Source organism: Ruegeria sp. AF7 (assembly GCF_056541885.1).
Genome location: NZ_JBQFYX010000008.1, coordinates 40,712 through 58,880, shown reverse-complemented (window position 1 = coordinate 58,880; position 18,169 = coordinate 40,712). Strand labels below are relative to the sequence as shown.

Sequence of the window (18,169 nt, the reverse complement as noted above, 5' to 3'; positions counted from 1 at the left end):
CGTGCCACAAACACGCCCGTGACGTTAAGGCCTATTTCGATTTCCAGCTGTCCAGCCAGCGCTGAAATCTGTTTCGGCGTTCTTCAATCGCGTCACCGGCCGCATAAAAGCCGTCTTCCACATTCTCGATCATCGGATCAATTCGGGCCTTTCGGAACCTGCGCCAGCGCACCCAAACCGCCCAGACCAGCGCGGCGAAAATTGTCAGGAATATGATGTTGAACCAGGGAATGACCTGCACATCCGGCCCTTCCACATGTTTGATGAAAATGGCGTTGGGAAAGATCGACATGAACTCGTTGCGCCACCCGTAATGGGTCACGACCACCCATTTCGGATTTTCCTTGGTCGATTTCGCATCATTGGCTTCGGTGTAAAGGTTTGCCGTGTCGAACTTGAAGTAGGGTGGCCACCCCCACCCGGTGTCTTCGTTTCGGTACACGATCGGCTTGCCATTTTCGCGCACAGCCTGAATGAATTGCACATCCCGGTTGGACAGGCTGGTGGATTGGTCTTCGGGTTCGGACCAGAAAATCCGTGTCCAGTCGTTCAAATCCTGCCGCTCTTCGTAGGTGTTTACGATACGCACAACATCATGTTGCGGCAGCGAGTATTGCAGGACCGCCGCGATCGTTCCCCAGAAGATGATGATGAACGCCCATTTCACATAGGCCATGCCTAAACCCTCACATGTAATTCACGATGTAGATCAGCGCGCCAATCGCCACCCATGGCACAATATAGACACCCAGGATCAGTTTGCGCCGGAACGAATTGTCATACACATGCAATCCGCGTTCGACAAAAGCGTCCTTGTTGCCCGTCTTGCCCTTCTCATCCCACCAACTTTCCAGTTTACGACGGCGTATCCCGCGCGAGTAGAAAGACAGCGCGACATAGGCGATCGTCTGGATCACCAACAAGATCAGCAAAAGGCGCAATAACCCGAACATTTCAGCCTTTCCTTACCGAACCCCACGGACCGACCCGCGCGATTATGTCATCGCTGATCCGGTCTTCGCCGCTCATATCCGGCTCATGGCCGAACAGCGCGGCACGGGCCCCTTGCTTGTCCACCTGATACTCGCGCGCGAGGAAGTCGGCAACATAGGCTTTCTTGCTCTCGGGCCATCTGGAATAGGTGCTATAGAACAGCTCTTTGTGGCAAATGAACATCTGGCGTGGATCCAGCGGGGCCAGTTCGGCCAGCAGCATGTTCACCAGATCACGGTTCGGCGTGTCAGCGGCGCGCAAAGTGTAGAAATAAGCCGGATGATCCGACGTGATACGCGGCCACGGCCCCCCGTCGCTTGCCCAGCGCAACAGTTGCGCAAGGCCGTGATAGGCTTCGGGCAAGCGATCCGAGTGATTGCGCGCCAGCCGACGCATATCACTGCGGTTCAGTCCAGTCAGATCGACCCCGGCATCCGCAGCCGCATCGATGGTCAGGAAATCCATCTTCTGCTGCAGGATCGCGGCAGCATCCACGCCGCGCGCTTTGACGATGGGTTCGACCAGGTCGTTATAATCCAGAAACTTGGCAATCTGGTTCCGCTGTGACGGGTCGAATGTGTATTTGATGGGCAAATCGTCGGGCTTTTCGCCCATGCAAATCGCCGCCGGGTGATCCATATCCGGAAACAAGTAGAGCCCGCCGAAATGTGCCGTCCAGAAATTGCGTTGTTCAAACGCGGTATGGCTCAGGTGCACCGGGTTGCGGGTGACATCGCCGGTTTCCTTGGCGGTTTCAATCATCCGGGCGATCAGCACATCGTCGAACCAGGCGTCCTCAGCGGTTTTGAACTGTTCGACCATATCCGCGAGCTGCGTGGCCTTTCGCAGAGTGCCGCCTGCGGTGTCGGCCTCGATCTCGATCTTGCTCAGGTTCAGCAGATCGCGCGGGGTGGTGAGCCTGATGACCGAGTTCACCAGCTCTCCGGCCACCGCATCGGTGGCGGTCAGGGCAAACAGCTGCGCCTCGTTCATGTCGATGAATTCGCGCAGAATATCGCGCGAGGTCGAGAATTTGACGTTCAGCAAAGGCGCGCGTTTCTGCTCGGTCGTCAGCAGGATGAACTGCCGGTTGACCCCGTTGGGGTTGAGGTAGAGCTCGTCCTCCAACTCAATCCCCACCTCCGGCGAATAGCCTGAGATATCGACATGGAAATCGGTCAGCGCCGTGGTCTTGCCCGCCAGATGCTGCAGCGCTCGGTTATAGCGCTCGACCAGAGCCGGGCTGGAGATGTGGACAAGGTTGCCGAACATCAGGCCTTTTTCGATGAGGCGGATCATGACATTTGCCTTCCCGCGCAACGGTAGCGATGCGCCCGGCCCGAGGGTGGGTACGGAACGCGCCCGCCGTCACGCCAAAGGCGTGCCTTCGGAACGACGTGGGCGGGTCGGGCGCGTCGCGGCTGTGCCGCGATATCACTCTCAAACAGAAACCTGTATTTCACGAATTCAAAACTCATGCTCGCAGTCCTTTTGCGAAGGCAAAAATGATCGCGAAACCAAGGGGTGCTGCAATCAAACAGAATTGTAGCTGAAAGTAGACCATAACATTTGCGGGATTAGCACTGCCAACGTCCACAGCAAATCGGTCGACAAAGACATCCATCAAAGCATAGCTGGCAAAAACTGCTAAAACAGTACAAGCCGCACCATAGGCCAAGAATGGAAGCAGCCATTCCTTTCCATTCTCTTTGGACACACGAGCCGTGCGATAGGCGCGGGAGCCCATTGGTATAGAAACCGCAATACCCAGTAGTAGCGGTAGACCTATCGCGATCAAAAAGGTCACCCCTTCCCCTCCAGATACCGCCGCTTGGCCTCTTCCATCCGGCCCATTTCGCGGACGGCGTTTTCGATGGCGACCTCGTCGCTCTTGTCGGCATAGCGGAATTCGCTGTCGGCGTAGCGGTTGATCTCTTGGATCACCATCTCAACCGTGATCGGCTGGCGCAGGTCTTCGATCATCGCTTTCTTGGTGTCGTAGTCGCGGAACAGGAACAGGTCGGGGGTTTCCATCCATTCGTCGGGCAGTTCGAAGTCCATCGCGCGGACCTTGACCGCGTCGGTGATGTTCTTGATCGCGCGACCGGTGAACCGCTCATCTGCGGCTTGGATCGCCTTGAGGTAGGTGCCCAGCTTGGCGATCGTGTCCAACTGGCCGATCTCGCCGGACACCCGGTCATAGACCTGCAGAAGCGCGTCCTCATGCGGGCGGGAGTGGCTTTCGAAACTGGCCGCGACGGCTTTTTTGATTTCCTGCGCGGCAAAGGCTTCGTGCGCGCCCAGCGGGATATCGTGGTTGCGGCCCATCAGCAGGTGCAGGATATCGATGTAATCCTCGCGCGTTTGCGGTCCGTCCACGAGGAAGCGCGCGCCCGCCCGCTGGCGCAGGGCGTCGTCCACATTCTCGGGGTAATTCGAGAACATGCCAAAGGTGCAGTTGCCGCGCACGACGGTGTTGGCACCGGCAAAGCTCTCCATCAGAACGGCGGTGATTTCCAACTGCCCGGCCGAGGACTGCCGGTCGCCGCGCTTACCCGCCAGCTGGTCGATATCGTCGATGGTGCCAAAGCCGATGACCGAGGGGTCGATGATCGTGTTGATAAACGCCTTGGCGTTCTGGCCGGATTTGCCCTGATAGCTGTCGATATTGTCGGTGCTCAGGTTCTGATAGCGGAACGGATAGCCTGCGTTCTGGCAATACTCGTTGATCAGCCCGGCCATCATCTGGATCAGCGTGGTCTTACCGGTGCCCGGCTTTCCGTCACCCATGAAGGTAAAGATGAACCCGCCAAGTTCCGCAAACGGGTTCAGGCGGCGGTCGAAATCATAGGCCATCACCATCTTGGCCAGCTTCATCGCCTGATATTTGGCGATATGGTTGCCGACCACTTCGTTCGGCTTCTTGAACGTCATGGTCAAGGTGGTGGATTTGGCCTTGGAGGCCGGCTCGAACCCCCGGATCGTCAGATCGTCGGCCTCGATATGCCAGGCTGCGTTCTGGAACGGGGCCAGATAACCTGCGGACCCTGCGCGCAGGGCTGACTTCTCCATCAGTTGCTCGGCATAGGCACTGGTGGCGGCGATCAGATGGGCATCGTCCGAGGCGTATTTGGCCAGCGTCTGGTCCAGTTCCCACAACGCGCCGTGCAGGGCAAGTTGGCCGTTGTCTGTCAGGACCTCTTCGATCTCACCAATATCAACCGTGGTCTCACCCAGATGCGAGGACAACAGATAGGCCAGCGCATTGCCGAACGTATGCATCGTGATCAGCGCTTCGGCTGTCAGAACCTCTGAAAACTCGGTCTTCCGCGCGGCAGGCAGATCTCCGGCAAGGTTTGCGCGTTTCAGATCCGCAAGCGGGGTCTGTTCCGCATAAGTGTCGGCCACGGCCAAAGCGATTGCGATGGCGCGGCGGATCGCCTGTTGTGCAGTTGCCTGCGGCGGCGAAACCAAGGCGTCACCATCGTCCGAGGCTTCGATCCGTTCAACCAGATGCACCCCGTCTGCGCGCACGGTCCGGCGTGTCACCAACCCCGGTGTCGTCGAGCGAAACCGCCGACCAGTCGAAACACCTGGTGAGCGTTCAACGGTGGATTCCACGGCTTTGGCGATCCGCGGCGCATGTTCGAACCCGCTCAGCAAAGCGGTCGCTGCCGGATAATGCTTGCGAATGTCGTCTTCGCGCAATTCCATCTTATCTGACGTCAAACTCATCTCAAAAACCGCCCTTGCTTCATCTTTTCAAAAATACTCTCGCCGAAGGCGAAAATTAGTACCTCAAAACCTGCCCCGCATTGCTGACGACGAACTTGCGCACATCGGCAAAACCCGGCGGGTTGCGTTCGGCCAGCACCTGAAACGGGCGCTGTGGCAGGATGATCGACCGTTGGGTACGGGTGGCCCCGGTCTCGGCCCCCTGCCCGCCAAAAGGATCCAGCGCAAAAACCTCACGCTCGACAGTTGAAAACCAGCCGGCGCGTTCCTCGATGACCTCTTCGCTGTGCAGCTCTTCGGTGGTCCAGGCCAGCGCCCAATCCTGACCTTGCGGGGATTGCGCATCCTCCAGCACCTGCCGCAAGGGGCCGGATTGTTCGGTAAACGCCGAAGAATACATCGGCCCCACATGGATGCGACGCAGGTGTTTGGGGTGCAGGTCATCGAAATCCTGATCAAAGCCCTTGGCTATGGTCACCAGTTTCAGCCCGCCCAAAGACTGCGCCATCAGATGCGCCTGCACTTCGGGCCAGCGGCGTTGATCCTTGGGCAGGGCGGATTTGCCTGTGTCCTCCAGCTGCATCAGATATATGACGGGCAGGTTGACCTGACTGTCATAGACCGCCCAGTGGATCATGAACTTGCGCCGCTCGCCCTCATTCCCGATCCAGTGACATTCGGGATCGTTGCGGGCCCAGAACAACTGACCCTTAAGCAACTCTTCGTAATAAAGCCTTTGCGACAGCGCAAATTGCAGCTTGGTTGGAATTTCCCGGTCGCCAATGATCGTGCGGACCATGTCGGTTTTCAGGTCATCTTCCGAGGGCATATTCGCCAAATGCACCTGCGCCTGTTGCGCGTCATTGGCCATGGTCAGCAACTCGGCAGCCACCGGAAACCCGCTGTCGCGCTTGTCCATGGCGAGGCTGCCAAAGAACCGCCCCGTATCGCGCCCAACCAGCAGGTATTTCATGCTAAGCGCGCGAAAGGTGTAGAGCAGCCCCGAGAGGTAGCGCGACACGATCCGCACCTCTTGCTTGCTAATCGCGCCCTCGGCCTCCATCGTCGCCGCCACGCGCAACAGGTGGACGGTGATCACCTCGAATTTGCGGAAATACCGGCGCGAGGCGAAAGTGTCGGTCAGGCCAACATGGTCTTTGGTGGGGTTAGTCATTCTCTGGCTTTTTGTAGCTCTGGCCAAACACGCGCTTTGCATGGGCTTTGCCGAACAGTAGTTCGGTGCCTTCACCCAAACCGTAGTCTCTGAGTTTTTCGGAACAGAATTGTGCAAGCCAGAGGAACGCAACCAGCACACCCACGGCTGCGATCAGTGACCCAATCGCCATTGCAGTTCCATTCTCGAAAGAAATGCCAAATGCCAAGGTGATGGCAGCGACAAAAGCTGAAGCAATGACAAACAGCTTTAGTGTTCTCTTCTCGAAATCAGTCATCCGCCATACAAATTCTTATCATGCTTCTCGACAATCGAGGCGAACCGACGGGCAAAGCGTTCATCCGCCTTGGCCTTTTTCTCCAGCACGTCGCGGGCAAAGACCATGTGATCCTCATGCGCCTCAAGCATGTCGGCCATTTTCTGGTTGGTCGCGGTGCCGATGGCGGCCATTGCCGTCTGCGCCTCCTGGTCGGTCTGCACGCCGATCTCGTTTATGCGGTGGGCCACGTCCTGCTGCTGCGCTGTTTTCAGCGATTTGGTCAAGGCGTCATACAGCACGACGCGCTGTTGCGTGTCTGTCTGCAGCTTGTTGATCAGCACCATCTGCGTCGCCGCCTGGTTCTGCAGTGAATCGACCCAGGTCTTGCCCTTTTCGATATAGCGCTCCAGCGTCTGGGATTTGGCCAGCTTGACCTGCTCTTCCTGAACCTTGGCGTTGTATTGCTTGTTCAGCTCGGCCAGCTGAGTTTCCAGCTGGGTGCGCGCGGCGGCGTCCTGTTCGACACTGATCTTGTTTTCCAGCGTGATAATCGCCGGGTCCATGCCCTGGATCTCGGCCCGCAGTGCTTCCAGTTCGGCCACGGTTGCCTCGCGATCGTCCAGCGTGCCTGTCAGGTTATCCTCGACCTTTACGCGTTGCTCTTCCAGCACAGTCAGCTGCCCTTGCAACAGCTTCACGATCACATCGGATTTGGCGATCAGGTCCTGCAATTTGTCGTCGATATTGGCCGTTCGCATCCGCTCTTGCCGGAGCGACTCGGATTTTCCCTTGGAAAAGATGCCGACAAACGACTCCCACCCGGTTTTCGAGCGCATCTCGTCGAAATCCTTGGAAAACGCGTTGGTAACATCGTCCAGACCCATGATCAGCTCGGCGATGTTGGCGTTCATCACCTCAGTATGGGCGTGAACATCCTCAAGCGTGGCATTTTCGATGTCGATATCGGCCTCGGCCGTTCCAATCTTGGCCCGCGCCGCTTCGATCCGCGATGTCAGCCCCTCAATCTGCGACTGGCTTTCGCGCACTTTCGTTTGCGTTTCTTTGATAAGCGCTTCGAATTGCTGGTTCGACATCTCTGCTGTCCTTTTTTTCTTTAATTACCCAATAAGATAGGGAATGTTACGGTCATTTACATCCCCTTGAGTCCAAAAATCACGCAAACTCTGGCAAACTTGGGGTGGAAAGGAAAGCCACGTGATCGCAACCTGACGTAGAACTCAACGCTGCGACTATGCTGCAACGATTGGGTCTGAAAATAATTTGATCAAATCTGGGCTGATCGACCCGCATCGGTGGACATAGACAAAGCCCTCAACACCTGATTGGGTGCGGCAACTCAACTTCTGCGCGGAGAATGACATGCTGGACGCAACGACCGATCTGAAATCAATTCTGAAGAATCCTGACTTGCTTGTAACCAAAGCCTATATCGGTGGTCAGTGGGTGGACGGTGACAACGGAACTTTCGACGTGACCAACCCGGCCCGGGGCGATGTGGTGGCCAAAGTGGCCGATGTCAGCCGGGCGCAAGTCGCCGGAGCAATTGCACAGGCCGAAGCCGCGCAAAAGGAATGGGCCAAGTTGACCGGCAAGGAACGAGCGGTGATCCTGCGGCGCTGGTTCGACCTGATGATGGAGAACGCCGAAGATTTGGGCAAGATCCTGACCGCGGAGCAGGGCAAACCACTGGCTGAGGCCATCGGAGAAATCGGCTATGGTGCCTCCTTCATCGAATTTTTCGGGGAAGAGGCCAAGCGGGTGTATGGCGAGACCATCCCCGGGCATCAGCGCGACAAACGGATCATGGTACTGAAACAGCCCATTGGTGTGGCGGCTTCGATCACACCCTGGAACTTTCCCAACGCCATGATCACTCGCAAGGCAGGACCTGCGCTGGCGGCGGGGTGTGCTTTTGTTGCCCGCCCGGCGGCAGAAACGCCACTGTCCGCGCTGGTTCTGGCGCTTCTGGCGGAACAAGCCGGCGTGCCAGCTGGTGTGTTCAACGTGGTGCCTTCTTCCCAGGCCAGCGAGATCGGCAAGGAGTTCTGCGAAAACCCCGGTGTACGCAAGCTGACCTTTACCGGCTCGACCGAGGTGGGGCGCATCCTGCTGCGGCAAGCTGCTGATCAGGTCATGAAATGCTCGATGGAACTGGGCGGCAATGCACCCTTTATCGTGTTTGATGACGCCGATCTGGATGCGGCCGTCGAAGGCGCGATGCTGTGCAAATTCCGCAATAACGGCCAGACCTGTGTCTGCGCCAACCGCATCTATGTACAGGCCGGTGTTTACGACGCGTTCGCTGCCAAACTGAAAGCGGCAGTTGAAGCCCTGAAAATCGGCGACGGTCTGACCGAGGGCACCACAACCGGCCCGCTGATCAATGCCGATGCGGTCGCCAAGGTGGAAGAGCATATCAAGGATGTCACGGACAAGGGCGGCGCCGTTCTGACCGGCGGATTGCCTCACGATCTGGGCGGTACGTTCTTTCAGCCGACCATTGTGACCGGCGTGACTCAGGACATGATGGTGGCGCAGGATGAAACCTTTGGCCCGCTGGCACCGCTGTTCAAGTTCGAGAATGAAGATGACGTGATCGCCATGGCGAATGACACGATCTTTGGACTGGCCTCGTATTTCTATGCAAAGGACCTGAGCCGCGTCTACAAAGTGGCCGAGGCGCTGGAATATGGCATTGTCGGCGTGAACACCGGCATCATCTCGACTGAGCTAGGCCCGTTCGGCGGCGTCAAGCAATCCGGTCTGGGCCGAGAAGGCAGCCATCACGGCATGGAAGACTATCTTGAGATGAAATACGTCTGCATGTCGGTCTGATCTGGCGGGCCATCGCCTTGGGGCGGTGGCCATTCTGCCCGCAGGCGAGGCGTTGTTCGGGTCAAACGGACCGGTGGCGGCTGGGAAATAAACTTATTTCACCAAGCATGAATTCCCCACGCGCAAGCATCGCAGGAACTTTTCGTATGGGGCTCGATACGATCCCAAACTTACGTCTTTTCGTTTTTCGCTATCACGGTCGTTACGGTGCGCGTCACCCGACTTCTGGTTATTGCAATCGCCCCTAAGACCAAAGCACAGGCTATAGCTTGCGCAGTTGTGATCGCTTCTCCAAACGCAAAGAACCCGACTGCAAACATCGTGGGCAATTCAATGCTTCCGACAACCGCAGTTTGAGAAGCGCCGATCAGCGGCGAACAGATCGTGTAGACAAGCTGCGGCACAAGCGCCGTGACCAATCCAATTCCAATGATCAGAACCCAATCGGACTGACCGTCAGGAAGCAGCGTGGAAACGTCTGCATTCAGCATCAAAGGCAAAAGCCCTAGAACCGATCCCAGAGACACCGAAGCAATGCGTGCAAGTGGCGCAATTCGGGACAACCTGTGGACCAGAACAGAAATCCCGAAGCCAAAACCAAATGGCGCCGCCAGCGAGATTAAAAGCGTAGGAATGTGCTCGACCGGAACGGATGCTGGCGAGCCTGCTATGATGGCAGCCAGAATGATGAGGCCAGACGCAAGAAACGCGCGCCTTGTGGGAGTATCTGCGAACAAAGCCCACGCAATGATCAACGTGAAAACCGGATATGTCATATAGAGCACGCCCACCGTCGATGCGGGCAGTGTCTTTAAGGCTGTGACATATCCAATCCAGCCAAGCCCCATCACCACTCCGACCGCAAGACCCCAACAAATCTCGCGCCAGGCTTTTCGGTGTACGATGAGCACTGGCAGTAACAAAACCGCTGGAACGATGTAGCGATAGAATGCGACCGCGAAAGGTGCAACGCCCTGCTCAGTCAGCCCCCTGCTGAAATAGGGAACAAGCCCGAAACAGATTGAAGCAAAAAGAACGCCAACAACCGCAAGCGGTTGCGGAATAGCCGGTCTGGTCTGCGTGGATGTCGTCGACATCTGCAAGTTCTAGCACAGGTTCGCGATGAGTGTAGCCGAGTTTACCGGGCCGACGCATTGATGAGCATAGGCGCTGACATCAAAAAACAACGCCCCGCGTCTGGAGGAACGCGGGGCGCGGGTGTTGCGGCAGTCCGGGAGGAGGAGACTGCCGCCAAGCTTTCAAAGCCTCAGTTCACGGCCTTGGCGTCAACCACGTCTTTTTCGATGGCTTTAGCCGAGGTAATTTCGATCCGGCGCGGTTTCAGGGCCTCGGGCACTTCTCGCTTCAGGTCGATGTTCAGCATTCCGTTTTCATGGCTTGCGCCGGTGACACGGACATGATCGGCCAGAGCAAAGCGACGCTCGAACGCGCGGGTTGCGATGCCGCGATGCAGATAGCTGCGGCTCTTGTCCTCGGATGCCTTCTTACCGGCAACAACCAGCGAGTTTTCTTTCACTTCAACGGAAAGGTCGCTTTCCGAAAAACCGGCAACGGCCACCGAGATACGGTAGGTGTCGACATCGGTTTTTTCGATGTTGTAAGGCGGATAGCTTGGCTGTGCCACATCATTGGTCAGAACGCGATCCATCATGTCGGCGATCTGGTCAAAGCCAATGGTGGCGCGGTGCAGCGGTGCAAAATCAAATGTACGCATGTGTCATATCCTCAGTCTTGAGCGATTCACGATCTGGCCCTCCGGCTGGACGGACCAATGTTAATGACGGACCCCGTTGTGGCGATCCGATATCAGTGACATGGGAAGCGATTTGACCGAGTTCAACCCCCGCCGGAGCTGATGAATTTCGCGCCAGACCCGGACGCACCGGACCCAGCCTGTAACCGGCGGATCGTAGCCGTTGGTTTTGGCGCATCGCGCCGCATGATGGACTTGAGCTCGGCCACGACCTCGTCAAGCTCCATGCCGAACCCCACCTTTCTGCGACCGTTCGTGCCTACCGCTGAAACCACGGACAAAACCTGCCAGCGCGAACCGTTTTTTGCCAGAATGGCGGATCCGGAAGACCCGAAGGTGACGTCGCAATCAAAAGTGATCAAGCCTTGCCTGCGATCCAAAACGCGGCACGACCTTTCCCGCGTGATCGCCTCGGATCGTCCGCGCCCATATGAGGCTATGCTGATCTCGTTTCCTGAAACTCGCCCGCTGTGCAACACGAAAGGATCGGCAATCGAATACGGGATGGGCTCATTCAACCGCATCAGGGCGACATCCATCCGAACGCCTTCGTGCGAAAGCGGGTTATTTGAAGCGTAGCCGGGCAAAACCGCAATCTGCGTGACCTGACGCTCGGCCAACGCGCTGCCGTTGCTCAGACCCGCACGAAACGTGATGTCTTCGGGCGCGTATGTTTCCCCGGTACGACGGTCCACAGCACAATGGGCAGCGGTCAGCACCATGTCCTGCGCGATCAGCGTACCTGTGCAATAGGACGCTTCGCGCACATCCAGCCGCCCAATTGCTTCCCAACCGTAAAGGTCGTCCCGGTCTGTCAGCTTGCGTTTGTTGGCTTGCGCATGGGATGCGGTCGCCAGAACACTCAGGCCCAAAAGCAGGCTTATGAAGACCTTGGTCATGGTCGGACAAACCTTGCACCGACGTTCTTGCCCGTCCCCGAACCGGAGGTCGACAATCCAAATCCGTGCCCGGCAGACAGCTCGTCGCGCAGCAATTGCAGCGAATGTTCAACCGCAGTCCCGATCGCAACGCTCTGGCCATCCATGCTGGCCTTTGCCGCCACAACCGACACGATCTGAGGGCGCGTGCCTGTAAAAGAAAAAACCGGTGCTCCTGAAGACCCGAAGTCGACGTCGCAAGACATGATCATAACGCCTGCCTGCCGGTTCATGACCGAACAAACCTGTTGCAACGAAGGCGCTTCTGACCGGTCATGTGCATATGACACCACGCCCACTTCCGCGCCCCGGCGCGGCTGATCTCCTGATTCAAACGGAATGACCGATGTGTTGCGGATCGGCTGCCAAAGCTCGATCAGGGCGACATCCGCGCCGACACGGTCCGTCGACGACTCAGCACTGAATTGATAATCCGGGTGAATTACAGCTTGTCTTGCCGTTCGATAAGCCAAAGCGCGGCCCAGCCGCCACCCGGCCAGAAATTCGATATCGGACGGGTTCACCCGCTGCCCGGACACCTTGTCGAACAGGCAGTGCGCCGCTGTCAGCACAAGGGTCGGCGACACAAGCGTTCCGGTGCAGAACCCTTTTCCGGCAATATCCAGACGACCGACAGCCATCCATTCGCGCCCGGAATCCGAGGTCTCCAGGCTTTCCAGCCTGGTGTCCTGTGCTGTAGCCGCCATCGGCAAAGCACAAAGAACAATCGCCTTAATCCATTTGCGCACTCGGGTCTCCGGGGACTCACTCTGAAGCTTTTGTCCTACGTGCCCCGTTGGGCAAAAATAGGGCGATCGGTGTTCAGGTGAATTTCCTGAGGAAATGATGCGGGGCGGCATCAGAGTGGCTTATCGCAAAATTGGAACAGAATCTCCTGCCCGTTGCAACGCGGGTGGTTTCGGCCCCCCTGTTGCCCAATCCAGCAACTCGACCGTATGAACGACTGGCACTTGGGTGCCGGACCCGATTTGCATCATGCAACCGATATTGCCTGCGGCGATGATATCGGGCTTCTTCGCCTCAAGTGTTTTGATTTTGCGCTGCTTCAACTGACCCGAGATTTCCGGCTGCATCAGGTTGTAAGTCCCCGCGCTGCCGCAACACAAATGGCTGTCGGCGGGCTCGACCACTTGGAACCCGGCACGTTTCAGCAGGTCTTTGGGATAGGTCTTGATCTTCTGCCCATGCTGCAGCGAACACGCTGCGTGATACGCAACTGTGAGGTCCTGATCACGCCCTTCGGGCAAATTCAGTTGCATAACCAGCTCACTGATATCCATCGCGATACCCGAGACCCGTGCAGCAGCATCCGAGAGCGTGTCGTTCCGGAACATATGCCCGTAATCCTTGACCGTCGTCCCACAACCCGAGGTGTTGATCACGATGGCGTCCAATCCGTCGCCGTCCATCTCGCGAACCCAGGCTCTGATATTAGCGATTGCGGCTGCATGGCTGTCTTTCACCTTTCCCATGTGATGGGTCAGTGCTCCACAACATCCAGCACCCTCAGCCACCACAACCTCACATCCCAGCCGGGTCAGCAGACGGATCGTGGCGTCATTTATGTCGGTATTCAGCGCTTTCTGCGCGCAGCCCGTCATCAGGGTCACCCGCTTTTTCCGCTCGCCTTCGGGCGCAAAGCTTTGTGGATCATCATTACGGCTGACCGACGGAATGTTCTTGGGCGCCATGTCCAGCATGGCACGCAACCGGGCATCTGGCATGAGAAACCGAAACGGGCGACCCAGTTTAGCCCCGATCAGGGCCCAGCGAAAGCGCATCGGATAGGGCAGGATCTGCGCCAGAACCCAACGCAAAATGCGATCCGTCAAAGGGCGCTTGTAATTCGCCTCGATATATTCACGCGCATGATCGACCAGATGCATGTAGTGCACACCTGATGGGCAAGTGGTCATGCAAGCTAGGCAGGACAGGCACCGGTCGATATGATTGACCGTCTTTTCGTCGGGCTGCCGCTCGTTTTCGAGCATATCCTTGATCAGATAGATGCGCCCGCGCGGACTGTCCAACTCGTCGCCAAGAACCTGATAAGTCGGGCAAGTCGCCGTGCAGAATCCGCAATGGACGCAATTTCGCAGAATTTCGTTTGCGCGCTTGGTTGCCGGGTCTTGCAGCTGCCGTTCAGTGAATGATGTCTGCATAAACCTATCCCATCAGCCCTGGATTGAACAAACCACGTGGGTCAAACTTCGCGCGCAATCCATTTGTCAGGGTCGAGACGGCCGCGGTCTCCGGTTGAAAGCGTCCCAGTCGCGCGACTGTTTCTGCATCCGCTCGTACAACTGTCGCGTGGCCAGAAAACACACCTAGACGCGCGCGCAGATCCGTGCCCTTCGGGACGCGCAGCCAGACAAGTCCACCGCCCCAGTCAAACAGCAACTGATCCGCTTCAGCACGCGCAGAAACTTCGGCCGCATCTCCGGGTTTTACGGAAAGCCGCCAGACATCCCCGTCCTGCCCCTGAAACGGATGAGCATCGCGGATACCAGCCCAAAGCGTGTCTGCACCTGCTTCCTCTGTAATCTCACCAAACCTAGACAGTTCAGCCGTCAATCTGCCTGTGCGATATGCGACCGAGCCCGCGAAACCTTCGACCCTAAGCAGGGCTTTTCCAGCGTCAGGATCATACGCAGCCCCCGTTACCTCGAACGGAGATCTCAGTGCGGTGGACAGAACCCGAACCGCAGTGCCAGCATCCCGAACCCCAACAGATAATGTTGCCACCCGTTCTGGTTTTGGAAGCACCTTCAGCGAAACTTCGGTCAAAACTCCTAAAGTACCCCAGGACCCGCCCATCAATTTGACCAGATCGTACCCGGTGACGTTCTTCATCACGCGGCCACCGTTCTTGATCACCTGCCCGCGCCCATCGACATAGCGTACCCCCAGCAGAAAATCCCGGCAGGCCCCGGCTTGTATCCGTCGCGGGCCCGAAATATTGGCCGCGACGACGCCGCCAATGGTCGGTTCACCCTGAGTCCCCAGCAATCCGCGATGATCCATCGGCTCAAACGCGAGGTGCTGGCCCTCTGCTTCCAGCGTCGCCGTGATCTCGGCCAAGGGCGTCCCTGCCCGTGCAACAAGGGTCAGCGCCCCGGGTTCATAAAGCGTGATACCGCGCAAAGCTCCGGTTTCGATTTCCGCATACGGGCCGGCAATTCCACGCGTCCCGCCTCCGACAATGCATACAGGGTTTTCCAACCCGGCCACCAGCTTTGCCAGATCGGCCTCAGTCTCAGGTCTCATTGGCTTCATCTTTTCCAAAACACTCCGGGGGCAAGGGGCAGCGCCCCCTTATTCTGCTGCCATTCGCCGCGGCTCTGACACGTCGAGCGGAAACACTTTGGCCGCGTTCAGCAGCCATTTGGGATCGAAAACGTCCTTAACCGCCATCTGCGCATCAAGGTCGGCAGGTGAGTATTGATGCGACATCAGATCCCGTTTTTCGATCCCCACACCATGTTCCCCGGTCAGACAGCCGCCCTCGTCAACACACAGCTTCAGGATCTCTGCCCCGAAAGCTTCGCACTTTTCCAGATCGCCGGGTTTGTTGGCGTCGAACAGGATCAGCGGATGCATGTTTCCGTCGCCTGCGTGGAACACATTTCCAACCGGCAGCCCGAACTCCTCACTCAGTTCTCCGATACGACGCAGAACGGTTGGTAAGGCTGACACCGGGATCGTGCCATCCAGACACATGTAATCGTTCAATTGTCCCATGGCGCCAAATGCAGATTTCCGACCCAACCAGATCTTGGCGCTTTCCTCGGCCGACTGGCTTTCGCGCAATTCAACCGGGTCATGGCGTTTGGCTATCTCGATGATTTTCGAAAGCTGATAATCGATTTCAGCGTCAGACCCCTCAACTTCGACGATCAGCAGCGCATGGCAGTCGGGATACCCGGCATGGGCAAAGTTCTCGCAAGCCCTGATGCACAATGTATCCATGAACTCGATCGCAACCGGCAATATGCCCGATTTGATGATGTCCGAGACACACTGCCCTGCAACCTCATTGTCATTGAAACCCATCAGGACCGGTCGCGCGCCCTCGGGCTTGCGAAGAATACGCAACGTGGCCTCGGTCACCACACCCAGCTGGCCTTCGGACCCACAGATGACACCCAACAGGTCCAGACCTGGTGCATCCAGATGCGCACCACCAATTTCGACAACGCTGCCATCCATCATGACCATGGTCACGCCCAACAGGTTGTTTGTTGTCACCCCATATTTAAGGCAATGCGCACCGCCCGAATTCATCGCGATATTGCCCGCGATGGCACAAGCCAGCTGCGAAGACGGATCGGGGGCGTAGAAGAAATCCTCTTCTTCGACCGCGCCGGTAACGCTTAGATTGGTGCGACCCGTCTGTACTCTGATGAAGCGGTTGTCATAGTCGATTTCCAGCACCTCATTCATCCGTGCGACGCCCAGAATGACGCAATCCGCAGTCGGCAAGGCTCCACCGGCCAGCGAAGTACCCGCCCCGCGCGGCACCACAGGCACGTTTTCGTCATGACAAATGCGCAGAACATCCGAAACCTGCTGTGTGCTTGACGGCAGCACGGCCAGCATTGGCGGGCATCTATAAGCCGTCAAGGCGTCACACTCGTAAGCGCGGGTTTCGGCGGGGTCGTGGATGATCGCCTCTTCGGGCAGAACCCGCGACAGCCGCGCAACAAGCGCAGATTTCCGGCTCAGAACATCCGGGCTTGGCTTTGGCATCTCCATGGCGCTCCTCCTTTTGGTAAAGTAATATTACCAATTTATCGCGCTGGCAAGTTCCCATGCCCGGCCTTACTGTCGCGGTCATGACCTGGATCGAACGTGCCGCTCTTTTTGCCCCTCTGGACTATGCATCGCTGCTTCTGCTGCTGGTTGCTTGGCTGTGGATTGGGTGGAAAATTGAACATCCGTCACCGCAGAGGCAATCCGTAGCCCTTATGATGGACGATTATCGGCGCGAATGGATGCGCGAGATGGTGACCCGCCAACCGCGCATGTTCGACGCGCAAGTCGTGGCGGCCATGCGGCAGGGCAGTACATTTTTCGCGTCGACCACGATGATTGCCATCGGGGGCGGGCTGGCCCTGCTGGGCAATACCGAAAGACTGGCAGGCGTCGCAATTGACCTTGCCATCGGCAGTGTCCCGGCAATGGTCTGGGAGATCAAAATCCTTTTCGTCGTATTGCTGCTGGCCAACGCATTTCTGAAATATGTCTGGGCGCACCGCCTTTTCGGATACTGCGCCGTGTTGATGGCTGCAGTTCCCAATGACCCCGAAGACCCGCAAACCTATCCCCGCGCCGGTCAGGCGGCTGAGATCTGTGTCACCGCCGCGCGCAGCTTCAACCGTGGTCTGCGCGCCACTTATTTTGCACTGGCGTCGTTGGCATGGTTTCTTGGACCTGTCGCGCTCATTTTGGGTACAGCGGTCACGTTTGGCGTCTTGTATCGGCGCGAGTTCGCCTCACACTCCCGGGAAATACTCATGGCCCGAGCCGCCAGCACAGATACGTGATACCGATGCGCTATCCCACTGGTTACACTGGTGCGATGCGATACTTGATTCTCTGCGCCATGTTGGCGAGCCCCGCCCTTGCCGACCCGCCAACAATCGAACAGGTCCGCACCAGTGCAAACGGTGATACATGGCGGTTCGATGTGACGATCCGGCATCCCGATACGGGTTGGGATCATTACGCCGACGGCTGGCGTGTTCTGGATATGGATGGAAACGAGTTGGGAATGCGCATCCTGCTCCATCCTCACGAAACCGAACAACCCTTTACCCGCTCTCTGGGCGGGGTGGTCATTCCTGATGGCATGACACAGGTGCAAATTCAGGCACGGTGCATCGTCGATGGATGGAATGAAGGCACCACAGTGGTTAACCTGGATTGACCCTCAGAAAATTCCCATGGCCAGACCGGCACTCAAAGCGGCTCCTGTCTCGCGGCATTGATCCAGTTGGTCTTGCGGGATTGTCTTTTCGGCCAAAATGGCCTCGGGCGTTTGCGCATGAGTACAGATGATCAGCGGAGGCTGAACAGCTTTCAATCGCCAACCAGTGGCTATTCGTGCGATCTGACGGGCGGCATTCTCGCCATCCGATCCTGCGCAAATCATCTGCGCATAGGGTCGGCCTTCTATTTTTCCCAGTACCGGGTAGTAGCAGCGGTCGAAGAATTCCTTCATCAGACCCGAAATTGCCGCCAGATTTTCAGGCGCGCAAAAGATGTAGCCATCGGCAGCCAACAGATCTTCCGGCCCGGCTTGATCGGCAGGCATAAGCTTTGTGTCAGCCTCACCTCGCGCCGCTTCGGCCGCGGCTTCGGCCATCTGCCGGGCACCGCCTGTGCGCGAGTGGTAGACAATCAGTAGCTGCGCCATG

19 protein-coding genes are annotated in these 18,169 nt (G+C 57.5%); 3 read left to right on the top strand and 16 right to left on the bottom strand.

The annotated features are described in order from the left end of the window. Window positions 1-31: 31 nt before the first annotated feature. The 8 genes from ACR0AP_RS13750 to ACR0AP_RS13715 all read right to left on the bottom strand — a co-directional run bounded on the left by ACR0AP_RS13750 (window position 32) and on the right by ACR0AP_RS13715 (window position 7,255). Complete coding sequence (locus ACR0AP_RS13750) at window positions 32-676, bottom strand: DUF1523 family protein (RefSeq protein WP_480488151.1); 645 nt, start codon at window positions 674-676, stop codon at window positions 32-34. A gap of 10 nt (window positions 677-686) precedes the next feature. Further along, window positions 687-953, bottom strand: coding sequence for a hypothetical protein (locus ACR0AP_RS13745; RefSeq protein WP_209599214.1), 267 nt, complete (start codon window positions 951-953; stop codon window positions 687-689). Between the two features lies 1 nt (window position 954). Continuing rightward, window positions 955-2,292, bottom strand: coding sequence for a DUF6638 family protein (locus ACR0AP_RS13740; RefSeq protein WP_480507168.1), 1,338 nt, complete (start codon window positions 2,290-2,292; stop codon window positions 955-957). A 175-nt stretch (window positions 2,293-2,467) separates the two neighbouring features. Beyond that, complete coding sequence (locus ACR0AP_RS13735) at window positions 2,468-2,800, bottom strand: hypothetical protein (protein ID WP_480507166.1); 333 nt, start codon at window positions 2,798-2,800, stop codon at window positions 2,468-2,470. Next, window positions 2,797-4,728, bottom strand: coding sequence for an AAA family ATPase (locus ACR0AP_RS13730; RefSeq protein WP_480507164.1), 1,932 nt, complete (start codon window positions 4,726-4,728; stop codon window positions 2,797-2,799). The genes ACR0AP_RS13735 and ACR0AP_RS13730 overlap by 4 nt, the downstream gene beginning before the upstream one ends. Before the next feature lie 55 nt (window positions 4,729-4,783). Beyond that, complete coding sequence (locus tag ACR0AP_RS13725) at window positions 4,784-5,902, bottom strand: hypothetical protein (RefSeq protein ID WP_480507162.1); 1,119 nt, start codon at window positions 5,900-5,902, stop codon at window positions 4,784-4,786. Beyond that, window positions 5,895-6,179, bottom strand: a complete 285-nt coding sequence (locus ACR0AP_RS13720) for a hypothetical protein (RefSeq protein WP_480507160.1) — start codon at window positions 6,177-6,179, stop codon at window positions 5,895-5,897. Before ACR0AP_RS13720 ends, ACR0AP_RS13725 begins: the two co-directional genes overlap by 8 nt. After that, on the bottom strand, window positions 6,176-7,255 hold the full coding sequence (locus tag ACR0AP_RS13715) for a coiled-coil domain-containing protein (RefSeq protein WP_267365200.1): 1,080 nt from the start codon (window positions 7,253-7,255) through the stop codon (window positions 6,176-6,178). Before ACR0AP_RS13715 ends, ACR0AP_RS13720 begins: the two co-directional genes overlap by 4 nt. 286 nt (window positions 7,256-7,541) lie before the next feature. On the opposite strand from ACR0AP_RS13715, the gene ACR0AP_RS13710 reads away from it, so the two are divergent. Beyond that, window positions 7,542-9,017, top strand: a complete 1,476-nt coding sequence (locus ACR0AP_RS13710; RefSeq protein ID WP_480507159.1) for an NAD-dependent succinate-semialdehyde dehydrogenase — start codon at window positions 7,542-7,544, stop codon at window positions 9,015-9,017. Between the two features lie 170 nt (window positions 9,018-9,187). On the opposite strand, the gene ACR0AP_RS13705 is transcribed toward ACR0AP_RS13710, so the two are convergent. The 7 genes from ACR0AP_RS13705 to ACR0AP_RS13675 form a co-directional block, all read right to left on the bottom strand. Then, on the bottom strand, window positions 9,188-10,114 hold the full coding sequence (locus ACR0AP_RS13705; protein WP_480507158.1) for a DMT family transporter: 927 nt from the start codon (window positions 10,112-10,114) through the stop codon (window positions 9,188-9,190). Window positions 10,115-10,284: 170 nt separating this feature from the next. Further along, the gene (locus ACR0AP_RS13700; RefSeq protein WP_209599221.1) at window positions 10,285-10,752 is read right to left on the bottom strand and encodes an Hsp20 family protein; all 468 of its coding nucleotides are present in this window, start codon (window positions 10,750-10,752) and stop codon (window positions 10,285-10,287) included. Window positions 10,753-10,874: 122 nt separating this feature from the next. Beyond that, window positions 10,875-11,690, bottom strand: a complete 816-nt coding sequence (locus ACR0AP_RS13695; protein WP_209507230.1) for a trypsin-like serine peptidase — start codon at window positions 11,688-11,690, stop codon at window positions 10,875-10,877. Next, the gene (locus ACR0AP_RS13690; protein ID WP_480507157.1) at window positions 11,687-12,478 is read right to left on the bottom strand and encodes a trypsin-like serine peptidase; all 792 of its coding nucleotides are present in this window, start codon (window positions 12,476-12,478) and stop codon (window positions 11,687-11,689) included. Before ACR0AP_RS13690 ends, ACR0AP_RS13695 begins: the two co-directional genes overlap by 4 nt. Before the next feature lie 120 nt (window positions 12,479-12,598). After that, window positions 12,599-13,912, bottom strand: coding sequence for a glycolate oxidase subunit GlcF (gene glcF, locus ACR0AP_RS13685; protein WP_480507156.1), 1,314 nt, complete (start codon window positions 13,910-13,912; stop codon window positions 12,599-12,601). A 4-nt stretch (window positions 13,913-13,916) separates the two neighbouring features. Further along, window positions 13,917-15,017 (bottom strand): FAD-binding protein, encoded by a 1,101-nt coding sequence (locus ACR0AP_RS13680; protein ID WP_480507155.1) that lies wholly within the window; start codon window positions 15,015-15,017, stop codon window positions 13,917-13,919. 48 nt (window positions 15,018-15,065) lie between these two features. Beyond that, the gene (locus ACR0AP_RS13675) at window positions 15,066-16,505 is read right to left on the bottom strand and encodes an FAD-linked oxidase C-terminal domain-containing protein (RefSeq protein ID WP_480507154.1); all 1,440 of its coding nucleotides are present in this window, start codon (window positions 16,503-16,505) and stop codon (window positions 15,066-15,068) included. An 80-nt stretch (window positions 16,506-16,585) separates the two neighbouring features. Here ACR0AP_RS13675 and ACR0AP_RS13670 point away from each other — a divergent pair, with 80 nt between their 5' ends. Then, entirely contained in the window at window positions 16,586-17,296 is a 711-nt protein-coding gene (locus ACR0AP_RS13670; protein WP_480507274.1) for a DUF599 domain-containing protein, read from the top strand. A 35-nt stretch (window positions 17,297-17,331) separates the two neighbouring features. Further along, the gene (locus tag ACR0AP_RS13665) at window positions 17,332-17,679 is read left to right on the top strand and encodes a hypothetical protein (RefSeq protein WP_480507272.1); all 348 of its coding nucleotides are present in this window, start codon (window positions 17,332-17,334) and stop codon (window positions 17,677-17,679) included. 3 nt (window positions 17,680-17,682) lie between these two features. On the opposite strand, the gene ACR0AP_RS13660 is transcribed toward ACR0AP_RS13665, so the two are convergent. Next, window positions 17,683-18,168, bottom strand: coding sequence for a flavodoxin family protein (locus ACR0AP_RS13660; protein ID WP_480507153.1), 486 nt, complete (start codon window positions 18,166-18,168; stop codon window positions 17,683-17,685). Window position 18,169 lies beyond the last annotated feature (1 nt).

Excerpts from the sequence above, each read along its gene's own strand:
- ACR0AP_RS13665 (WP_480507272.1), top strand. The coding sequence starts at position 17,332 with ATGCGATACTTGATTCTCTGCGCCATGTTGGCGAGCCCCGCCCTTGCC.
- ACR0AP_RS13710 (WP_480507159.1), top strand. The coding sequence starts at position 7,542 with ATGCTGGACGCAACGACCGATCTGAAATCAATTCTGAAGAATCCTGAC.
- ACR0AP_RS13660 (WP_480507153.1), bottom strand. The coding sequence starts at position 18,168 with ATGGCGCAGCTACTGATTGTCTACCACTCGCGCACAGGCGGTGCCCGG.
- glcF (WP_480507156.1), bottom strand. The coding sequence starts at position 13,912 with ATGCAGACATCATTCACTGAACGGCAGCTGCAAGACCCGGCAACCAAG.
- ACR0AP_RS13730 (WP_480507164.1), bottom strand. The coding sequence starts at position 4,728 with ATGAGTTTGACGTCAGATAAGATGGAATTGCGCGAAGACGACATTCGC.
- ACR0AP_RS13675 (WP_480507154.1), bottom strand. The coding sequence starts at position 16,505 with ATGGAGATGCCAAAGCCAAGCCCGGATGTTCTGAGCCGGAAATCTGCG.
- ACR0AP_RS13725 (WP_480507162.1), bottom strand. The coding sequence starts at position 5,902 with ATGACTAACCCCACCAAAGACCATGTTGGCCTGACCGACACTTTCGCC.
- ACR0AP_RS13695 (WP_209507230.1), bottom strand. The coding sequence starts at position 11,690 with ATGACCAAGGTCTTCATAAGCCTGCTTTTGGGCCTGAGTGTTCTGGCG.
- ACR0AP_RS13680 (WP_480507155.1), bottom strand. The coding sequence starts at position 15,017 with ATGAGACCTGAGACTGAGGCCGATCTGGCAAAGCTGGTGGCCGGGTTG.
- ACR0AP_RS13700 (WP_209599221.1), bottom strand. The coding sequence starts at position 10,752 with ATGCGTACATTTGATTTTGCACCGCTGCACCGCGCCACCATTGGCTTT.
- ACR0AP_RS13705 (WP_480507158.1), bottom strand. The coding sequence starts at position 10,114 with ATGTCGACGACATCCACGCAGACCAGACCGGCTATTCCGCAACCGCTT.
- ACR0AP_RS13740 (WP_480507168.1), bottom strand. The coding sequence starts at position 2,292 with ATGATCCGCCTCATCGAAAAAGGCCTGATGTTCGGCAACCTTGTCCAC.
- ACR0AP_RS13750 (WP_480488151.1), bottom strand. The coding sequence starts at position 676 with ATGGCCTATGTGAAATGGGCGTTCATCATCATCTTCTGGGGAACGATC.
- ACR0AP_RS13745 (WP_209599214.1), bottom strand. The coding sequence starts at position 953 with ATGTTCGGGTTATTGCGCCTTTTGCTGATCTTGTTGGTGATCCAGACG.
- ACR0AP_RS13715 (WP_267365200.1), bottom strand. The coding sequence starts at position 7,255 with ATGTCGAACCAGCAATTCGAAGCGCTTATCAAAGAAACGCAAACGAAA.
- ACR0AP_RS13720 (WP_480507160.1), bottom strand. The coding sequence starts at position 6,179 with ATGACTGATTTCGAGAAGAGAACACTAAAGCTGTTTGTCATTGCTTCA.
- ACR0AP_RS13670 (WP_480507274.1), top strand. The coding sequence starts at position 16,586 with ATGACCTGGATCGAACGTGCCGCTCTTTTTGCCCCTCTGGACTATGCA.